We start from the raw sequence: 17,119 nt of genomic DNA on the forward strand, positions 1-17,119 counted from the left end.
CTTGCAATCGTGTCCACGCCCTTCATCCCCACCCACCCACCGGAAAACACCGATGGGCAGTCTGATCAGCACGATCAGCAGGGTCAGTATTGGACGCCGATCCCCCGCCTCAGGGGGGCAAACTTGCACGCCGAATCACACCATAGATCCGGTCGTTGCCGCTCATGCCCTGGACCTGCTTGGCTCATCCGGCGTCTTTCGCGGACTTGAGGGGGAGAGTTACGGTGAAGGTCGAACCTGTACCTGGCACGCTTGCTATCTCCACCATGCCGCCCATGGCTTCCGTTAGTTGACGTGCGCCCCACAGGCCAATGTCGAAGCCGTCTGCGCCTCACTGGAAGGGATAGCGCGCTCGAAGAAGATACAGGCTTCATCATCGGCTGGGATGCCTGGCCCACTGTTGCTGATCCGGATCGCCGAGGATGCCCATCCCGCCGAGTTCGCATGGGAGGACCGCCAGACCGGCAGGTACAAGAAGATCTGCACGACCGATCCGGATGCCAATATGGCAACGAACGGCTGAAACCACTCAATTCGTCAGGACGGAGCTGCCAGGCAGACTTGAGCGAATAATGTCAATGGGACTCCGCCACGGCGGTCGCGGGAACAGCGTGAGCTGCTCGAAGGGGACGAAATCGTCATCAAGAACCATGACCAGCCGCAAGCCATCGGTGTGGTAGGGGTCGTCGGTGTAGTTGAACCGGGGCTCGTCCAAGGGCGCGAGGCCGACCCCGCCGACGAAGCCGAGCCTTGCGAGCGCGCCTGAAGTGGCCAAGTCCTGCAGAAGGTAGAAGCGCGCCTCGTCGACATTGGGATCGACCTTGTGGGTCACCAGGGTCTTGGCGCTCAGGCGGACGCCGATGTCCCGACTGATCTGGCCGACCCAGACCGTCAGACTCTGATAGCGAAGGGGCGTCAGCCAGAGACGAAGATGATTGCGCTCGTCGACCGTGGCCCGCGCCTTCTGCAGCGCGATGTCCTGTGGCCGGTCGAACAGATACAGGGCCGATACCGGCGATGTCCGATAGCGACTGCCGAACAAGGAAGACCAGATGGTGCTGAAGATGGTGTCCGTGGTGCGCGTCTCCGTCACGTCCCAACCCTGCTGGACGAAGGGCTGGAATGTCGCCCGTCCGTCGCCGATGACGACGATGTTCAGCGGATCGCCGAGTGTTTCACGATCGCCACCCAGCACGCAGCACGGCAGCGCCTCCAGCGCCGTCCGCAGGCCCTCGTCATCGACGTCCCGGATCTCGTCTGGACGATAAAGAGCGGCGAAATCGACCTGCTGATAGTCGGTCTGAACACCCGGGACATTGATCAGAAAATTGAAGAACTTGATGCTGCCCAGCTTGCGCAACTCCACCTTGATGAATTTTATGCCCAGACTCTCGTTCGTGTAGACGAAGCCGGAGCTCTGGCTCCTCGGCGGAATGTAGACAGGCATTCTGTGCTGCGCGAACAGGGCATCGAGCTGCTGGTTGACCGCACCGCCAAAGAGAGTATGCGCCTGCCAGGCGACCTCGTAGGACGAGAAGTAGTTCGGGTCCATGGCTGCGGGGAACAGATAATATTCATCGTCGCCACGGTTATCGATCCGCAGCCAGACCGGCTGGATTCCTTCACCGGCGATATCGACGCCGAAGATCCGGGCACTTTCCTCCGAAGTCGGCACGGCGGCGGTGACCGTTAGGGTGCCCTCCGTCTTGGTCTGGCCACGTTCGACAAAGGGCACCTCCGCAATCGGCTGAGGAGGATTGATCGTGGCGCAGCCCGTGACGACTATCACCAGCAGGAGCAGAAGCATGCGGACCATGCGCTGCGTGCTGGCTGCCACGCAGCGCGATCCTGCCAGAGGGATGACCAGCGTCCCGCACCCCATCTTGCCCACTTTCCCAGACCGCACCATGGCTTCAGTCGCACCGATGCTTTGTTCATCACCTACTCTGCACCAGATGCCGTGACGAACCAAGATGCAGTACGGCAGTGGGAGAATGGGATTGATGCAACTTCAGCGCTGCTGCGGCCGTCCACCAAGTGACCGGCAGTTGCCGCGCTTGGCAAGAAAGGCTCAGCTCATGCGTTTCACACCACCCGCTTTCCTAGCTCCTCCAGGGCGGTGCCCTTCGATTATCCGGTCGCCCGTGAAATAGTTGGAGCGTCGTGGCTTGTTGCGGTCTTTCGGTGCTCGAGAAATCTAGGCTGGCCAATCGGTGAAGCCAACGCCGTCAGCAGGGTCGGCACCCTCTTCCGACCATACCCAAGCCAACTCAATAGGATTTGACTTGCGGGGGTGAGCGCTCGGCCGGCAGCGCCGCCGCGGAGGCCCTCATCGCGCGCACGAACTCACCGGCCCCAGTACCCCACTTCGAGAACACGCCGATGGCCCTGGCGAGTGGGATGTCCACGGGATGCACCCGTTCCTGCGGCAGGATGTAGATGCTACCGGCCATCGGCGTCGGCGCCGACGGGACAAGGATCGTATAGGAGCCATCGTCCAGTACCTCGACGATCAGCGCCGGGACGAGAGCGTCCTCGATCTCGACCAACGCCGGTTGAAGGGTCTGTTCCTCGCTGCGCCCCGTCAGCCGCTTGGCGAATCCACGGAGAAAGGAGTAGCCGGGCAGCTTTTCGAGTACAGCCTGCTCGAATGCATTCTTTGCCCTCAAGCCGGGTCCAGTGCGCACGATCAGGCCAACGACGAAGCAGATCACCACGAGCAGCAGGATGGCGATGAGCTGGCGAAACTCCGCACCGGCCGGGACCTGGGCCGTTACCGGCGCAAGCAGCCTCAGCAGTGCCTGGATGGCCTTCGCCAGCAGCAGCACGGCGATGTACATCGGCAGAATGATCAGCAGGCCGCCGATGAGCGTGGTCTTGGTGAACTCCGCGAGCGTCTTCATCTGGCAAAAATCCCGCTGGCGTGGCACTGCAAGCATGTTAACCGATATTTGCCGAGATGGGAGGATGATTTTATCAGCTCAAACCGATCGGCATCTTCTCGCGGCGGCATCCAGCCTGCTGGGGCAACAGTTCCTCTCGCCCGTGCCGAGCCGGATCCGGCTGGCCGATATCACCTATATTCCAACCGGCGAGGCTGGCTCTATCTCGCTGCCATTCTCGACTTGGCCACGAGGAGGATCGTCGGCCCGCCGCAGTCTACTGACTGTGGTCCCTTCGGGTATGGATCAGCGGTCTTGCTGACCGCTGATAGGCGATGCGCAATCACATGCGGACCGAACTCGTCCTCGCCGCCCTGATGATGGCGGCCCATCCATCAAACGGGAGAGGATCAAAACACGCTCAAGCTGGGCTGTGCGGCAGGAGGTCTGGTAGCCGCCCGGACTCTGGCGTCACTCTGATCAGCCAATGGCCAGCGAACTCCAGGCAGAACGTGGTGCCTTCCGACGACGACCTGGCCGGCCGGGCCTGCACCAGACCCTCATCCCTACCAAAGAGCAGGAACAGTCGGATCGGTGCCTGCCCGGCACGTCCCGGTTCAGAAGGAGAAGCCGAGGCCTAAGGTGGTGGAGATGATGCCTTCGTCGATGTCGCGGTCGAATGGCATGTCGTAGGCGATCTTGGCGATGACCGGGCCGATGTTCAGGCCGATCTCCGGACCCCAGATGAAGTCATCATCGAGGCCGGAACCATAGATGCCACCGATATTGAGGCCGACATAGGGCAGCAAGTTGGTGATGGTGGAGCCAAATCCCTCCTCTCTTGGAGCAAACACGAAGTCGAGGCCGGCCACGGTTCGGCCGCCGATGCCCTCATCGTCGGTGTTGAAATTGTAGAAGCCGGCCTGCTCCACGGACAGGTTCAGCCAGTTGGTCATCAGATAGTCGAAAGTGAGGTTGAGGCCGACGAGATGAGTGACGCTGTGGGTTTCCTCACCCGAGTCGTCGCCCTGATCGAGCAGGTTGGCCCCGTAATAGAAGCCCAGGCCGAAGCGCCCGCGCTTCACGACCTTCTCGACCTCCTCCACCATCGCCATGGCTGGTTCCTCGGCCACGGCAGGAGGCGGCGGCGGCTCCTGGAGGGTGATCTGGACACGACGGTTTTGCGGCTCAGCCACGCCGTCTCCGGTCGGGACCAGCAGATCATTCTCGCCCTCGGCCCTCTGCGTGATCGCGGTCTCCGGAACGCCCAAGCGGACGAGTTCCTGCGCGACCGTCTCGGCGCGACGCCGCGACACCTCTTCGTTGAGCTCCGCACTGCCAGTGGTGTCGGTGTGGCCAGTGACCGTCAGCTCCGCTGTACCGGTGCGGCGATATTCGTTCGCGGCAGCCGTCACCGCGGCCAACGCATCGCTGTCGAGTTCGGTGCTGCCGAGGCCGAAGAACACCTGGTGAGTTCCGAGCTGGGGCTGGGTCGCAGCACCCCCGGTCGCCATCGGTTCGGTTTCGGACGAGGTCTGAGCATAGGCTGCCGGCGCAATCAGGCTCAGCATCACGCAAAAACCGGTCGTGCGGATCATTGCATTCCTCCACTCACTATCGGTTCACTTCTTGCGAGATCGGTGCGTGACGCGGCACGCCGCCGACGGCAACTGTCAAGGTACCCCGTAGCAGGCGATGAAGCCGTAGAAGACCGCTGCGGCCGTGGCATCGACTGCGATACGGATCTGCGCTGTTGCTTGGTCACGCATCTGGATAGATTGCAGCTCCTATCCCTGGACCCGCTGTTCCACTTCAGGTTGGGGCATGCACTGGCGGACCGGAATGTCCACCGCGGCCTGTCGCACTGTGTTTGCCACCTTCGCCCTCCCTCGTAAGCGGCCCGAAGTAATCGTTGATGAACCGGCCGAGGGTTGTGTACTTGACAACAACCTTCCCCTCTAAAAGCAGAACTTTCATGGCATGCTGCCCAGTCTCAACGACTACCTTGGAGGGTTCTATCACGTGTTTGTCAATATGAAGCTGCTCTTCCAGCCGGTCGGGCCGTAGGATGCCGTTTTTGGCGCCGATTGTTGTGGCCATGCAGCACTCCGACCAGGGCAGTCAGTTTACCTCGCCACGGTTCACCGGCCTCCTGCCGGAGACTGGGATCCGCATTTCCATGGACGGACGAGGACGCTGGCTCGACAATGTCTTCATCGAGCGGCTCTGGCGCGGCCTGAAGTACGAGTGCGTCTACCTGCACGCCTTCGAGACCCGCTCGGGGCTGCGGACGGGCCTCAGCCGCTGGCCCGGCTACTACAATATCCAGCGCCCGCACTCGGCCCTGGCCGGGCGTACGCCCGATGAGGCATACAAGGCGGCAGCGATGGAGAGACTGGCGGTCTGACAACCATCAGAACCGAGCTTGTTCCAGCCGCCAAGCTGTCCAGCAGACAAGGGCTACCTCTTTCCGCTGGGGTTCCGTAGGTGGAGCGGCATGAGGTCCTGCGAGCGAGGAGGACGGCAATGCTTGCAAGCAACCCGGTCGTCGAGTTGCGTATAGCCGCCGCCTCGTTGGCGATCGCGACGTGCGTTGCCCTCAGCGCATGCGCACCACCGCCGCTGATACCGTACTCGACTGACACACCTCCGCTCGTGCTGGCACCCGCTTCCGAGGCAGGCGTGCGGGACCAGCGGGCGCGCTTCCGCGAGACTTACTGTGCCGTGCTGGAGGCGCGCGGACACGGACTCCCCGACTACCGGCCCTGCGAGGAAGCGCTGACCCGCGTTGGCATCGAGCCTGCGAGCACCGGCAAACCCGTCGATCTCGGCCCGTCGAAGCGGCACCTCATCGCGGCAGTGGTGCCCGGCATCGGGTACGAATGCTTCGAACCGTGGCTGGATCCACCCGGCACTGTCACCCAGCACGTGCGCCAGTTCGGGTACGACGGGTTGCATCTCAAGGTCGACGCACTGTCGGGCACGGAGACCGTTGCGCGGCAGATCCGCGACGCGATCATGGCGGGGCCGCCGGATGCGGGCGCGCCCCGTCTCGTACTCGTCGGCTATTCGAAGGGCGCTCCCGACATCCTGGAGGCGGTGGCCGCCTATCCGGAGATCCGGAGCCGCGTCGCCGCGGTGGTCAGCGTCGCCGGCGCGGTCGGCGGATCAGCGCTCGCGAACGATGCCCAGCAGTACCAGGCCGACCTGCTGCAGCATTTTCCCGGCGCGACCTGCGGTTCGGGCGATGGCGGCGGCGTGGCGAGCCTGAAGCCCGCGACCCGCATGGCATGGCTCGCACGAAACCCGCTTCCCCGCGAGCTGCGCTACTACTCGCTCGTCACGTTCCCGCAGCCGGAGCGGATCTCCTCGATCCTCGAATCGAGCTACGCCAAGCTGGCCCGCGTCGACGCGCGCAACGACAGCCAGGTGATCTTCTATGACCAGGTCGTGCCCGGCAGCACCCTCCTGGGCTATCTCAATGCTGACCACTGGGCCATCGCGGTGCCGATCAACCGCACGCACCCGACGATCGCCTCCATGTTCGTGACCCAGAACGCTTACCCGCGTGAGGCTCTCCTCGAAGCTCTCCTGCGCTTCGTGGAGGAGGATCTGGCGACGCCGCGATGAGTTGGGGCCGGCGGCGCGAGCGCGGCTGAAGGTTATGCCGCAAGATCGCTTTTATGGACTGGAGCGCCTGCTGGTCCGATGCGCCCGTCAACGTCGACCGTCAGATCGGGTAGTACTCGAGCTGCTCGCCGCGGGTCGTGAAGCTGGTGCGGATGAACCTGCCCGTGCTGTCGTACCACACAACGCCTGAACGACCTCTTGAGCCACTGAACTCGTAGCGCATGCCTTCCATTTGGCTGCCGTTACCGAGATCTACCATTTCCCTGCGGCTGCCGCCCTTGGACAACATCCGCTCGAGATCGCCCATTTTGAGATCGATCACGACGTGCTGTCGCACGATATCCTGGTTCCAGAACGAGATGTCGGTCATGGTCCCGACCGGTGCCTTCACCTGGCCCTTCGGCCCCAGCACAAGCAGATCCTGCCCTTGAGCTGAGAAGCTAACGTCGAAGATGTCACCATCGTCGATGATCCGCGACCTACCTTCGATTGGCCCGCCCTCCTGCCATGTCTCCACTGCTTCCTGTTGAAAGGAGGCGACCGTGATGAAGGCCATCTTGACTTTGATGTCGATGACCGTGGTTACCTTGGCGCCGGCACCCTGTCGCTCGAAGCGAATGGCGTGCCAGCCGATATCGGAGCCCTTGCGCACGATCTTGAACGTGATGTTCTCGAACACCCCGCCAGCAAGAGCCATCCTCGCGGCCAGGCAGGCGCCCGTTGCCGCGACGAGGAGGGTGCGGCGTGCGATCATCAACCTTCTCCGCGAAAGATGGTCCGTCATTTCGGCGGCTCAAACCGGCAAGCACGGTGAGGTTGGGGATCCTGGCGCCGCGCTGTTCTACCACTTGCTCGATGATGCACTAAGCTGCTGTTCAGCAAAACAAGAATACTCGCAGCCTATCCAGTTTTGGCAGCCATGGTCGATCAGAAACTTGAGGCAACAGACATGTTCGCAGCAGGGTGGAGAGTCGTTTGCACGGTGTGACGGGTGGCTGCGGCTTATTTGACCGCAATTATATGATAGCTTGGCACAACATGCAGAACGTGGATCTTGCTACTCTCTGCGACTTGGATGTATGGTCTCGGCAAGCTCACGGTCCCACCACCGGTTCATCACCGTTCATGGCATCTCACTTCTCAGCGGAGCAGACGCGAGACAGGATCATGACCGATGCAGGCTGGGCAGCACGTCCCTGCGCCGTTCGGTGTTGTCGCACAGATGATTCCCGCTCGGCGGGCTGCAATCTGCTAAAGAGTTTATGGCAGACTAGCTGAATGTCCCAATGGGTTCGGCTAGCCGGATGAAAGATACGGTCATGGGCATGCTGAAACGGATTGGACTGGATCAGGTCTGGCGGCAGCACGGTGCCCGGGTGATCGCCACCGTGCTAGAATTCCTGCACAAGACCTGCCGGATGGAGTTCGACCTTCATCCGCAGGCTCATGCGATCATGACGAGTGATGAGGGCATCCTGATCGGCTACTGGCATGGCCGGCTCCTGTTCATGCCCTTGGGATGGCGCGACCTGCTGAAGGTGGTCGGCAAGGATCCGAAGACAATTGGCTACTCCCTCAGCAGCCCGCACCGCGACGGGGCGATCATGGCGGATGCACTCAAGATGTTTGGTGTGAAGCCGATCATGGGTGCCAGCGGCAAGCGTGGCGTCGAGGCCTTTGGCGAAATCCGCCGGACAGTCAAGGAAGGCGGCTGTATCGCGATCGCGGTAGACGGTGGCAAAGGTCCCCGCCAGCGGGTGCAAGGCGGCATCATGTTCCTGGCCAAGCATACCGGCCGGGCAGTGGTGCCGGCCATCGGCTCTTGCCAGTGGGGCAGGCAGCTCAACACCTGGGACCGGTTGCTGATCCCGTTTCCCTGGACCAACGGTGTCCTGATGATGGGCGCCCCGATCCGCGTGCCGAAAGACGCAGATCGGGATGAACTGGCGCGCCTGGACCAGCAATTCGAAGATGCGTTGAATGCCCTGGTGGCCGAGGCTGACCTTCGCTGCGGGCGGGCACCTACCCCCCCCGCCGCCCACGCGAGGTGGGCTGGCAGCCAGGGGCAGGTTTCGAGAACCGATCGTGTGGTTCGGCGCGTCTAGGCCAGCATCATTCCGGGTGCGGAGACTACGGCCATGGCGGACAGGGTGTGGGCCGGTGATCGTCTGGCCAAGCTGGAGGATCACATCGCGGCGGGTAAGCTGCAGGCTACTCAGCTGCTGGCGGTGATCGAGCAGCAGCCGCTTCCGCTAGCAGCATACAGATCAGCTTTGCGTCGGCCCTTCGTTGCGGTTTCCGATCCTCCCAGTCGAGCGGGGATAGGTCGCTAGATAGCTGCTCACCGCCGTACCAATGGTTGGAAAGAAGGAGTCCTCTCCAAAATTCGTGAAGAGCCCAAACCTCTTCATCTTGTCTTTGACTGGGTCCTTGAGCTCCGCGAACCGCAGATCGATGCCATTGGCCTCCAAAGCCTTATCCAGCTCCGCAAGGGCGTCAGCGGCAGTGACATCCACGCTGGTGACGGGCTCGGCTGCCACCACCAGCCAGCGAACCGGCGTCGGCGATTTCGCGACTGCATCGAGAACCCGCTCCCTAAAGAACTCAGCGTTGGCGAAGAACAGCGGTGCGTCCCAGCGGAACAGCACGAGGCCAGGTATCTGTCGCGCGTCCGGATAGCGCTTGATGTCGTGGTAGCCCTTCACCCCCTCGGCGCGACCTAGGACCGCCGAGTACGGCCGCCAACCGTCCCACAGGAACTCGATGACGGCGACGACGATCGCGAAACCGATGCCGGGAATAGCACCGAACACGGCCACACCGACGAAACAGACGATCGATAACCAGAACTCCCACGGCTGCATCCGATAGATGCGGACCAGGTCCTTGACCTCGAACAGGCCAATCGCCGAGGCGATGACGACTGCGGCCAGCGCGCTCACAGGTAGGTTCTGGAGCAGGTTCGGCGCCATCACGAGGAGAAGGGCGACGGCAAGTGCGCCCACTACCCCCGTTAATTGCGTCCGAGAGCCCGACGCTTCGGCGACGGGCGTCCGCGACGAACTGCTGCTGATTGGAAACCCTTGGAAGAACCCTGCCGCCAGATTGGCGGCTCCGAGACCGACCATCTCCTGGTTTGGATCCACGGCCGTCCTGGTCCGCGCGGCATAGACGCGCGAGAGTACGCTCGTGTCCGCAAAGGACACCATGGCGACGGCCCCACCGCCGATCAATACCGGGACGATGTCCGTCATGGTGATCCAGGGGATCACGAACTGCGGCAGGCCCTGCGGCAGCGGACCCAGCACCGACACGTCGGCGCTGGTCGCCAAATCGAGGGCACCGACCACGGCGGTCGCACCAACCACCGCGATAAGGATGGCGGGCACGCGCTTGACGCCCTTAAGAAGCATGATCACTGCGAGCGTGCCGCCGCCGACCGCGAACGTCGTCCAGTTCGTGGCACCGCCCAGGATCGCCGCGCCGATCCTCCACAGGGTGTACAAGGGCCCATCGCTTTCGATCGAAAAGCCCAAGAGCTTCGGAAGCTGGCTGATCAGAACCGTGAGGGCGATGCCGTTCATGTAGCCGTAGCGGATCGGCTTGGACAAAAGTTCCGTGATGAAGCCGAGACGCGCCACGCCCGCCAGGATGCACACCGTGCCGGAAACAATCGCCATCATGCTGGCGAGAGCAATCGCCCTGGCGGGATCCCCGCCGGACAGGGGCAGGATGACGCCGAGGATGATGGCGGCCAATGATGAATCCGGCCCCAGGACAAGGATGCGACTTGGTCCGAACAGCGCATAGGCCAAGAGCGGTACGATCGTCGCGTAGAGGCCATATATCCCAGGCACCCCTGACGCCACCGCGTAGGCAATGCCCACCGGCACCAGCATCGTGGTCAGGACAAGGCCCGCTACGATATCCTGGGGCAGCCAGGCGACCTGGTATTGGCGCAGGATGAGGAGACCCGGCAGCCACCGCGTCCAGCCGGCCGGATCCGGGCCGAGCGCATGAGATGAGCCTTGTAGTGGGCGGTTTTGACGCGCCCGAAGCATGGTCGGTCGCCCAAGTTAGTATTTGTTCGGGACGAAACGCCAGGGATAGGCCGGCTCGACATAACCCTTGGACTTCTGGCGGTCCGGCAGCACCACCTTGTCCCGGTGGATCTCCTTGTAAGGGATCTGCGACAGCAGGTGGCTGATGCAGTTCAGGCGGGCGCGACGCTTGTCGTCCGCCTGGACCACGTGCCAGGGACTGGCCTCCGTGTCGGTGGCCTGGAACATCGTGTCGCGCGCCCGGCTATAGTCGTACCAGCGCCGGTGCGATTCCAGATCCATCGGGCTCAGCTTCCAGACCTTGCGCGGATCGTCGATGCGCTCCTCGAACCGCTTGGTCTGCTCCTCCTGGCTGACCTCGAACCAGTACTTGATGATCTGCAGCCCACCAGCGATCAGGCTTGACTCGAACTTCGGCACGCCGCCCAGGAATCGCTCGTACTGTTCGTCGCTACAGAATCCCATCACCCGCTCGACCCCGCTCCGGTTGTACCAGCTCCGGTCGAACAGGGCGATCTCGCCCCCTGCGGGGAAGCGCTCCATGTAGCGTTGCCCGAAGATCATGGTCTTCTCGCGCTCGCTCGGCGCCGGCAATGCCACCACCCGGAACACGCGTGGGCTGACCCGCTCGGTGATCCGCTTGATCACTCCACCCTTGCCGGCAGCATCGCGCCCTTCGAAGACCACCACGACCTTGGCCTTGCTCTCGGCCAGCCAGATCTGGAGCTTGACCAACTCGCCCTGGAGCCGTGCCAACTCCTTCTCGTACTGCTTGCGCGGAAGCTTCTCGTGAAGCGGGACAATTTCAGCGTTGCCCTTCTTCGACTTGGCCATCGGCGTCCTCCTGAGACAAGACCGTAGCCTTCTATTTGCATCTAGCGGAGCTGCGTGCAAGCTAATGAGACTTTGCCTTTTCGTTCCGTCACGGCCGGTGTCTTGGTTTGTTGTAATCAACGCGTGTTACCCAGCCGCGTAGGCGGCTGGCGCGAAAGCCCCGTCTGGGCGTAGTGAGGGAGAGATGGCGCACCGGAACGTCCATTGGGGCGGTAGAATCTACCTGATCCAGTAGACCGGCGTGGCAAGCGATCGATCTCGTCCAGAAGGCCGCCGCTGAGTAAGCTCGGCCATGAGCCGTAGCGAGAAGGGTGACGTAGCGTTCAACGGCATGGCTTGATCTGCCATAATCATCCGACCTGAGGCAGCGCTGGAAGTGCCAAATGGCTGCTGACGGAGCGGCCTGCGGTAAAGGGCATCTCACTGCCCGGCATGCCCATGGGTTCGCCGGGTATGGAAGGACCGAAGACCAAGTCCTTGGTCGTCTACACCTTCGGCGGGGCGAGGGGTGCCCGAGGTATTCGCGGTCGAATAAAGCGCTGAAGAAGCCTCCTGATCAACCCGCTCTATAAGCTGTTGTCGAGCTCGAGGAAGCCGCGCCCGCCACAGGCCCGGCAGCGCAAGCGCGGCTCCAGATCGCGCAAGGTCTGGTCGTAAGCCGGACATAATGGTTCAGGAAGCCCACGGCAGCTGGCTGACCGTTCGACCGAGATACGAGCGATCCCCGCTCACGCGGGAGAGCCCAGATGCGTGGCCCTGGCGTTGTCTGGTACTTCATGAACCCGAACGTCGGCACGTGCATGACCGGCGCGACCCGAACCAAGACACAGGCCGCGGCTCCGAAGCTTAAGGTAGTCGATGGCGGAAGATCTGACCTCAGGCTGCAGGCCAGCTGCAATCTGCTTGCAAGTGTTGCTAGCCAAATCTAGCATTCTATAGCCTAGATGTGGGGATGCCGATGGCGGCGACGGAGCAGGTCAACGTCAGGGTGCCGTCTGCCACGCGCGGGCTGATCCTGCACCTCGCCGCGCGTTTGCGCGATGACCAGTCATTCGCGGGCCGGCTAAAGCGATGGCTGGCGGAGCAGGCCGATCCAAGCATCGGGCCGCTGCTCTCGGATCGGGTCGAGCACCTGGAACGGCATGTCAAGGCGCTGCTCGCTGCCAGGGATGCCGCGGGAGTTCCTGGCAGCACCCCGGCCGCCGTGGACAGCCCCTCGAATATCATCCCGCCCACTGTCCCGGGCTGGACGACCGGCACAGGTAGGGGTCGCCGGCTCACCTCGGCGGGCAAAGCGGAGATCGAGCGCCGCATCCAGGCCGGTGAGCCGGATGCTGAAATCGCCCGCTCCATGGGGGTGCAGCCCTATACGGTCGCCAACCACCGCAAGAAGCTGGGTGAGCAACCCGGGTAGGGATGCGACAGGCATCTCGCCCTGCACGATGAAGTGCTGCTTCTTGCAGAAGGGCGGTGAGCTCTGCGTGGAGTTTTGGGATCTCATCAAGCCCGCCAAGTGGGCAGGGATGTTGCAGGCCACCTCCGTCCCGAGCCGATAGCCAGCGAGACGCTGCGCTTCCTGCGTAGCCCCCAGAGCAACCCGCCGTCGGTTGTGATGCTGGCCCGCCTCGATGTGCAGGAGGAGTACCTTAGCGGACCGGCGGATCAGGCGCGGCAGCTCACAAAGCTGCCGCGGGATACGTTTGGGCAGCCCCTGCCGAACACGATCGCGGCGCGGATAGGCCGGCCTCAGATGATCAATTACGCGGATCCCGCATAATAATGTGAGGCAAGAGGAACAACTATCCAAGTGGAACACATTTCTCGCCTCGCAGATGTGGCAGAGGCATTGCAGATGTGGCAGTGGCATTGCAGATGTGGCAGTGGCATTGCCAGAAGAACCAGCCATATCTATATTGGCTGCGCTGGACGCGTTAGCGTCTAGTTCCGTTCCGTGGTCGGAAGGTGACCAGACGGCAGCGCGGAACGGGATCGGGTACTGTGGGGCTGCGGCCATCCACCCAAAGGGCACCGCGAAAGCTCGAAGCCCAGGGGCCGCCGGCGGATCGTGTTTCCGTCGAGAAGTAGCGAGCGAGCATCCCGGCGCACGAGGCCAGGGATGTGTCCGAAAGCGACGGGTCGGCTCCGGGATGCAGAGCCTCGATCGCAGAAGGACAAGCGGCCACCCGGGCGGCTTCGGCCGGCTAGGGCTGGCCCCGCTATGTCCTTCGCTCAAGGTCTTCCAAGATGCAGGTATGGTCTAAGGCTCAAAGCAAGAAGCATTGGTTCAGATCGAGGTAGCTGGAGGTGAAGCGGCCGGCGTAAGGAGTCGTCGTTCCGCATCAACCAGCTTCGGATGCTCGAGCATCAAGCGCGAAGAGCCAGAGCTTCCAACCCACATCCCCTGATAGGCAAACAGAGGTCGAGCGCTCCTTTCGGCAACGGCGGCCTCGAGTTCACAATGTTGGTCGCTTGGCTGCAACTACTCTCAAGATAGCGGCGTTGCCGCTAGCAGGCGCTACAGCCTGCTTGCAGACTTGGTAAGTGACGCCTCTTCTGGCGCGGGATCAGCACGGAAACCGCACCCTCCCTTGTCCCCAGGCTCATCGCGATCCCGGCGGCCGAACCCGTCGCCCTCCCCGAGATGAAGGCGCAGCGTACTTGAAGCTGGACCAGATGGCTCATTCAACGGCCCATGCGCCAGCACTGAGCAGGACCCCTCGACCTCCAAGGTGGAGATGCGTGCGTGCCAATTCCGACATCACGTCACGCCCGATCTCCGGCGGGAGCACGATCGGCAGCGGCAGGCCGAGAAGCGACGGGCGCAGGGAACGCTGCATGCCAAACATGCTGCTCAGCGCTGGCGCGGATCCGGCCATGGGCAGCCGAAGGGACCAACCGGGCGGCCTGGTATCGCCGGCGTGTGCGAAGTCGGCCCGGTTGTAGGATGGCAGCATCCGTCCTGGGGAGACAGCCGTGCCATGGCCACCAGCGGCGTGTGCTTCCTGCGCGCAGGCCTCAGCAGTGGCCAAGACACGCGGAAGCGCCGGCGGGTGCAGCAGAGACATAACAGGATGAGCCGGCGGCGCGGCGAGCAGGTCGTGGCATATCAAGCCTCTGCTCCGGCTGGTGCGCTTGCCAAGCCCGGCGACATGGGGGAGGGGAGGGTAAATCTCTGGAACTTTCGCGGAGAAGACCGCAGGCCCACCCACATGTGTATGATTGCGAAATTAAGTAATGGGGTTAAGGAAGTTCCCTGCGCTTGAAAGGCACAACTCTCGATATCATCAGATGGATGAAGTTCCTCCAAGCATGGAGTGCCCCTATCTGCAGAAACATCTATTTCATATTGGCCGTCAGGAAGGCGGCATAGGCATGCTCGTCCATCTGCCCCGCGGCCAGCGCCAGCACCGCCTGCGTCGCCTCGGCCTCATTGGCGATGAAGGTCCAGCCGTTCAGCTCCAAGAACAGCACGCCCACCACGAAGCCGGTGCGCTTGTTGCCATCCACAAACGGATGGTTGCGCACGATGCCGGCCGTGTAGAGGGCGGCCAGCATGGCCGGCTCGACCGCCTCGCCATAGGCCAGATGCTGGCGCGGCCGCGCCAGGGCCGAGCGGAGCAGATCCAAGGAGCGCACGCCAGATGGGCCGCCGTCCAGCGCCAGCAGCCGGTCGTGCAGTGCCAGGGTTTCGGCCTCGCCGATCCAGACCGGCTCACTTGGCCAGGGCATGCAGCGTATTACGATAACGGTCGATGATATCTTCGGCCTTGGCCATCTTCTCGGCAAAGCCCGGGTCATGCGGAACGATCCGATAGCCGCCATCCGGCGCCTCGGTCAGGTACAGCGCCGCACCTTCCTGCGTATGCAGGCGGGCAACTGCTTCCTTGGGCAGCACCACGCCCAGAGAGTTGCCGAACCTGCGCACCTTGAGCTCGATCATGCGTTTCATCCGTTATTACGTGTGTAATAACATGCTCTGCGCCGTGGAGGAAAGCCGCTCTTTGGGCAACCGCAGCTCGAGACGCGCGTGCCAGGACGGTCCTGGCTTCGGTCATGCTCTTTGGCTCCTGGCACGGCCGTTCGTCTTCCGGCGCCGGTCGGATAGCCGAGGCGGCCGCAGGCTGCCGCATCCAGTCTGTGGCGGGTCACGCCAGCCGATCATGACCGCTTTTACCGCCAGCGTGCCCTGGCCTGTGCGGCGGCCCTGGCCGAGGGTGCCAGACGGCCACGGGAGCTGAAACCGGCCGTTCCGGACGCGCTCTCGATCCTGCGCCGCAACGTCTACGGCTGGTTCGTCCGGTCGAGCGGGGTGTATGCGCTGACCGAGGCGAGAAGGGCGGCGCTCCTGCAATGGCCCGAGGCCGCTCAGGTCAGACAGAGGGCAAAGGCCTAGAAGCCATCCACCACTTCCTGCCGGATCTCCTGATAGGTCGGAAGCTGGTCCTTGATCCAAACCGTCACATGACGTTCGGCTCATAGATGTCGAAGTGGTACAAGCGGCGACCAGGCTCGGCCTGGTCGATCATGTAGCTGTAGGAGCCCACCGACGCGATCTGCTCCGGGCAATCGGAGCCGGGCGACCCGATCAGGAACATGTAGCTCTTGGCGTAAGGGCCGACCAACGGGCTCAGCTTGAAGCCGGTGACCTGCTGGTCGCCCTGCATGAACATCTCGAGCGCCTCCAGTGCCTGCGGGTGCGGATCGAGAAAGGGCGCCCAGGCCTCGAAAACGGGGCAGGCTGCCTCAACTGAGGCGGTCGCCGGGGGATCGGCTACTGCCGATCAACCCGGCAACATCACCAAGATCGCCCATCACAGCCACAAGGTCTTCATGGGCGTCACCATGCCAGGCGGCCGTGCCGACTAGCAGTCAGCCTCGAAGCTGGGATCATCAATCTCGATGGTGATGGTGTCGCCGCGGCGGGTGGTGCCGTAGGCTTCTCCTCCTTCAAGATCAGCGCCGAACACGGACATCTCGCTGCCATTCGGCCATTGCGGCCGGCTGCACCGGCATAGATGAAGCGGAAGGGAACCTCCCTTTCGCCGCCTTTCTCTGCGGCCCGTGCCGGCTCCTACCAGGAAGCGGCACCGCTCAGGTGGAGACGGCTTGCGTGCTCTTGCGTCGGCCACCGACCTTGACGCGCGGCGCCAACTCCTGCGTCACGGGCTTGCGTGGCCGGCCTGGCCCGCGCTTGGCGGCCACCATCTCGGCTGCCACGGGTGCTGGTGGCTCGACAGGCGCTGCTGCCGGCTGAGCCAGCACCGCCTCGGGTTCCGGAGCACTGGCACTCTTGACCTGCCTTGCCGACCGCAGAAGCAGGCCAGCTTGGGTGAACTCGATCTCCAGCCGGTCGCCAGTGGTGACGTCCAGATGCTTGCGGGCATCGGCTGGCAGGCTGAGCCAGCCGTCATAGTGCAATTGAATCGCAGGCATGGGACTCTGTTTTGTGAAGGAGAAGATATTTCCGCTCATTAGAGCATTGTCCGCCCTACTTCGTCGAGCATTACTTTATCCGAGCGATCTTTAAGGTATGTTTCACCACACCGGCTGTGGCGGCGGGCACCATCCCTCAGAGCCCGTTTGAGAATAGCTATGGGTGGCTGATGCGGCGCAGGAGCAGGCTGCCCATGGCGACGTGGATGAAGGCTTCGGACACATCGAGCCTGGCCTCGTAGTCCCGTACCAGGCGGCGCCAGCGGACCATCCAGCCGA

17 protein-coding genes and 3 pseudogenes are annotated in these 17,119 nt (G+C 62.9%); 7 read left to right on the forward strand and 13 right to left on the reverse strand.

The window, feature by feature from the left end; all coding sequences use genetic code 11:
* Positions 1-184 precede the first annotated feature (184 nt).
* Positions 185-313 (reverse strand): ATP-binding protein, encoded by a 129-nt coding sequence (locus VNS22_RS28585; protein ID WP_414653365.1) that lies wholly within the window; start codon positions 311-313, stop codon positions 185-187.
* 87 nt (positions 314-400) lie between these two features.
* Here VNS22_RS28585 and VNS22_RS14905 point away from each other — a divergent pair, with 87 nt between their 5' ends.
* Complete coding sequence (locus tag VNS22_RS14905; RefSeq protein WP_325733719.1) at positions 401-523, forward strand: hypothetical protein; 123 nt, start codon at positions 401-403, stop codon at positions 521-523.
* Positions 524-529: 6 nt separating this feature from the next.
* Here the strand turns inward: VNS22_RS14905 and VNS22_RS14910 are convergent, their stop codons facing one another.
* The 3 genes from VNS22_RS14910 to VNS22_RS14920 form a co-directional block, all read right to left on the reverse strand.
* Positions 530-1,837, reverse strand: a complete 1,308-nt coding sequence (locus VNS22_RS14910) for an LssY C-terminal domain-containing protein (protein ID WP_325733721.1) — start codon at positions 1,835-1,837, stop codon at positions 530-532.
* A 433-nt stretch (positions 1,838-2,270) separates the two neighbouring features.
* Positions 2,271-2,903 (reverse strand): hypothetical protein, encoded by a 633-nt coding sequence (locus VNS22_RS14915; RefSeq protein ID WP_325733723.1) that lies wholly within the window; start codon positions 2,901-2,903, stop codon positions 2,271-2,273.
* Positions 2,904-3,499: 596 nt separating this feature from the next.
* The gene (locus VNS22_RS14920) at positions 3,500-4,480 is read right to left on the reverse strand and encodes an OmpA family protein (protein ID WP_325733725.1); all 981 of its coding nucleotides are present in this window, start codon (positions 4,478-4,480) and stop codon (positions 3,500-3,502) included.
* A gap of 506 nt (positions 4,481-4,986) precedes the next feature.
* On the opposite strand from VNS22_RS14920, the pseudogene VNS22_RS14925 reads away from it, so the two are divergent.
* Positions 4,987-5,289 (forward strand): annotated as a pseudogene (locus tag VNS22_RS14925) (transposase); the annotation flags it as partial.
* A gap of 119 nt (positions 5,290-5,408) precedes the next feature.
* Positions 5,409-6,512, forward strand: a complete 1,104-nt coding sequence (locus tag VNS22_RS14930) for a hypothetical protein (protein WP_325733727.1) — start codon at positions 5,409-5,411, stop codon at positions 6,510-6,512.
* Between the two features lie 100 nt (positions 6,513-6,612).
* Here the strand turns inward: VNS22_RS14930 and VNS22_RS14935 are convergent, their stop codons facing one another.
* A complete protein-coding gene (locus tag VNS22_RS14935; RefSeq protein WP_325733729.1) occupies positions 6,613-7,266 on the reverse strand; it encodes a DUF6134 family protein in 654 nt (217 codons plus the stop codon).
* A 550-nt stretch (positions 7,267-7,816) separates the two neighbouring features.
* Here VNS22_RS14935 and VNS22_RS14940 point away from each other — a divergent pair.
* Complete coding sequence (locus VNS22_RS14940; protein ID WP_325733731.1) at positions 7,817-8,617, forward strand: lysophospholipid acyltransferase family protein; 801 nt, start codon at positions 7,817-7,819, stop codon at positions 8,615-8,617.
* 162 nt (positions 8,618-8,779) lie between these two features.
* Here the strand turns inward: VNS22_RS14940 and VNS22_RS14945 are convergent, their stop codons facing one another.
* Both VNS22_RS14945 and ppk2 read right to left on the reverse strand, forming a co-directional pair.
* Positions 8,780-10,573 (reverse strand): SulP family inorganic anion transporter, encoded by a 1,794-nt coding sequence (locus VNS22_RS14945; protein ID WP_325733733.1) that lies wholly within the window; start codon positions 10,571-10,573, stop codon positions 8,780-8,782.
* Between the two features lie 15 nt (positions 10,574-10,588).
* Complete coding sequence (gene ppk2 / locus VNS22_RS14950; protein ID WP_325733735.1) at positions 10,589-11,407, reverse strand: polyphosphate kinase 2; 819 nt, start codon at positions 11,405-11,407, stop codon at positions 10,589-10,591.
* A 387-nt stretch (positions 11,408-11,794) separates the two neighbouring features.
* Between ppk2 and VNS22_RS28345 the strand changes: the two are divergent.
* Positions 11,795-11,950, forward strand: a pseudogene (locus tag VNS22_RS28345) (DUF411 domain-containing protein); the annotation flags it as partial.
* 415 nt (positions 11,951-12,365) lie between these two features.
* On the forward strand, positions 12,366-12,821 hold the full coding sequence (locus VNS22_RS14955) for a helix-turn-helix domain-containing protein (RefSeq protein WP_325733737.1): 456 nt from the start codon (positions 12,366-12,368) through the stop codon (positions 12,819-12,821).
* 1,264 nt (positions 12,822-14,085) lie between these two features.
* Here the strand turns inward: VNS22_RS14955 and VNS22_RS14960 are convergent.
* From VNS22_RS14960 to VNS22_RS14970, 3 genes are all read right to left on the reverse strand, one after another.
* Entirely contained in the window at positions 14,086-14,244 is a 159-nt protein-coding gene (locus tag VNS22_RS14960) for a hypothetical protein (RefSeq protein ID WP_325733739.1), read from the reverse strand.
* A gap of 499 nt (positions 14,245-14,743) precedes the next feature.
* Positions 14,744-15,136, reverse strand: a complete 393-nt coding sequence (locus VNS22_RS14965) for a type II toxin-antitoxin system death-on-curing family toxin (protein ID WP_325733741.1) — start codon at positions 15,134-15,136, stop codon at positions 14,744-14,746.
* On the reverse strand, positions 15,120-15,347 hold the full coding sequence (locus VNS22_RS14970) for an AbrB/MazE/SpoVT family DNA-binding domain-containing protein (protein WP_325733743.1): 228 nt from the start codon (positions 15,345-15,347) through the stop codon (positions 15,120-15,122). The genes VNS22_RS14965 and VNS22_RS14970 overlap by 17 nt, the downstream gene beginning before the upstream one ends.
* 264 nt (positions 15,348-15,611) lie before the next feature.
* On the opposite strand from VNS22_RS14970, the gene VNS22_RS28350 reads away from it, so the two are divergent.
* The gene (locus VNS22_RS28350; RefSeq protein ID WP_414653366.1) at positions 15,612-15,800 is read left to right on the forward strand and encodes a DUF2161 family putative PD-(D/E)XK-type phosphodiesterase; all 189 of its coding nucleotides are present in this window, start codon (positions 15,612-15,614) and stop codon (positions 15,798-15,800) included.
* Between the two features lie 64 nt (positions 15,801-15,864).
* Here the strand turns inward: VNS22_RS28350 and VNS22_RS14975 are convergent, their stop codons facing one another.
* The 3 genes and pseudogenes from VNS22_RS14975 to VNS22_RS14985 form a co-directional block, all read right to left on the reverse strand.
* Positions 15,865-16,077 (reverse strand): hypothetical protein, encoded by a 213-nt coding sequence (locus VNS22_RS14975; protein ID WP_325733745.1) that lies wholly within the window; start codon positions 16,075-16,077, stop codon positions 15,865-15,867.
* 421 nt (positions 16,078-16,498) lie between these two features.
* Positions 16,499-16,840 carry a hypothetical protein gene (locus tag VNS22_RS14980; protein ID WP_325733747.1) on the reverse strand — a complete coding sequence of 114 codons (342 nt, stop codon included), beginning with the start codon at positions 16,838-16,840 and terminating at the stop codon, positions 16,499-16,501.
* Between the two features lie 157 nt (positions 16,841-16,997).
* Positions 16,998-17,119 (reverse strand): annotated as a pseudogene (locus VNS22_RS14985) (IS5/IS1182 family transposase); the annotation flags it as partial.

This window comes from Geminicoccus sp., from assembly GCF_035556675.1.
Lineage (GTDB): Bacteria > Pseudomonadota > Alphaproteobacteria > Geminicoccales > Geminicoccaceae > Geminicoccus.

Excerpts from the sequence above, each read along its gene's own strand:
- VNS22_RS14915 (WP_325733723.1), bottom strand. The coding sequence starts at position 2,903 with ATGAAGACGCTCGCGGAGTTCACCAAGACCACGCTCATCGGCGGCCTG.
- VNS22_RS14920 (WP_325733725.1), bottom strand. The coding sequence starts at position 4,480 with ATGATCCGCACGACCGGTTTTTGCGTGATGCTGAGCCTGATTGCGCCG.
- VNS22_RS14930 (WP_325733727.1), top strand. The coding sequence starts at position 5,409 with ATGCTTGCAAGCAACCCGGTCGTCGAGTTGCGTATAGCCGCCGCCTCG.
- VNS22_RS14935 (WP_325733729.1), bottom strand. The coding sequence starts at position 7,266 with ATGATCGCACGCCGCACCCTCCTCGTCGCGGCAACGGGCGCCTGCCTG.
- VNS22_RS14940 (WP_325733731.1), top strand. The coding sequence starts at position 7,817 with ATGAAAGATACGGTCATGGGCATGCTGAAACGGATTGGACTGGATCAG.
- VNS22_RS14945 (WP_325733733.1), bottom strand. The coding sequence starts at position 10,573 with ATGCTTCGGGCGCGTCAAAACCGCCCACTACAAGGCTCATCTCATGCG.
- ppk2 (WP_325733735.1), bottom strand. The coding sequence starts at position 11,407 with ATGGCCAAGTCGAAGAAGGGCAACGCTGAAATTGTCCCGCTTCACGAG.
- VNS22_RS14955 (WP_325733737.1), top strand. The coding sequence starts at position 12,366 with ATGGCGGCGACGGAGCAGGTCAACGTCAGGGTGCCGTCTGCCACGCGC.
- VNS22_RS14960 (WP_325733739.1), bottom strand. The coding sequence starts at position 14,244 with ATGCAGCGTTCCCTGCGCCCGTCGCTTCTCGGCCTGCCGCTGCCGATC.
- VNS22_RS14965 (WP_325733741.1), bottom strand. The coding sequence starts at position 15,136 with ATGCCCTGGCCAAGTGAGCCGGTCTGGATCGGCGAGGCCGAAACCCTG.
- VNS22_RS14970 (WP_325733743.1), bottom strand. The coding sequence starts at position 15,347 with ATGATCGAGCTCAAGGTGCGCAGGTTCGGCAACTCTCTGGGCGTGGTG.
- VNS22_RS14975 (WP_325733745.1), bottom strand. The coding sequence starts at position 16,077 with ATGTTCATGCAGGGCGACCAGCAGGTCACCGGCTTCAAGCTGAGCCCG.
- VNS22_RS14980 (WP_325733747.1), bottom strand. The coding sequence starts at position 16,840 with ATGCCTGCGATTCAATTGCACTATGACGGCTGGCTCAGCCTGCCAGCC.